The following is a 267-nucleotide window of genomic DNA, read 5'->3' on the forward strand; positions in this document are numbered from 1 at the left end:
GTTGCGGCGCATGCGTTCGGCCCGGGTGATGAGCTCCAGGTTGTCGATGACGACGTTCTGCTTGTTGTTGTCCTTGCGAGTCATCGGGAACCTCCCTGCTCGAGCGCGCCCTGAACTCGCCGGCTGACGCCGCGGTGCAGGCGAGTGTTTTTGCCGTGCTCCCAGCCTGCGTGCAGCGAAGCCTGGTCATAGGCCAGGGGCTTCGTCGGCGCTGCCGGCTCCAGGAGTTTCAGCTCCGGATGGTGTAGTTCGAGGTAGGCCTTGATG

2 pseudogenes are annotated in these 267 nt (G+C 64.0%); both read right to left on the minus strand.

Annotated features, from left to right (window positions below):
* A pseudogene (locus tag HMPREF2924_RS37090) lies at window positions 1–75 on the minus strand (HNH endonuclease); the annotation flags it as partial.
* Between the two features lie 5 nt (window positions 76–80).
* Window positions 81–267 (minus strand): annotated as a pseudogene (locus tag HMPREF2924_RS36250) (DUF2786 domain-containing protein); the annotation flags it as partial.

The sequence above is a fragment of the Pseudomonas sp. HMSC063H08 genome (assembly GCF_001813645.1).
Classification (GTDB): domain Bacteria; phylum Pseudomonadota; class Gammaproteobacteria; order Pseudomonadales; family Pseudomonadaceae; genus Pseudomonas; species Pseudomonas aeruginosa.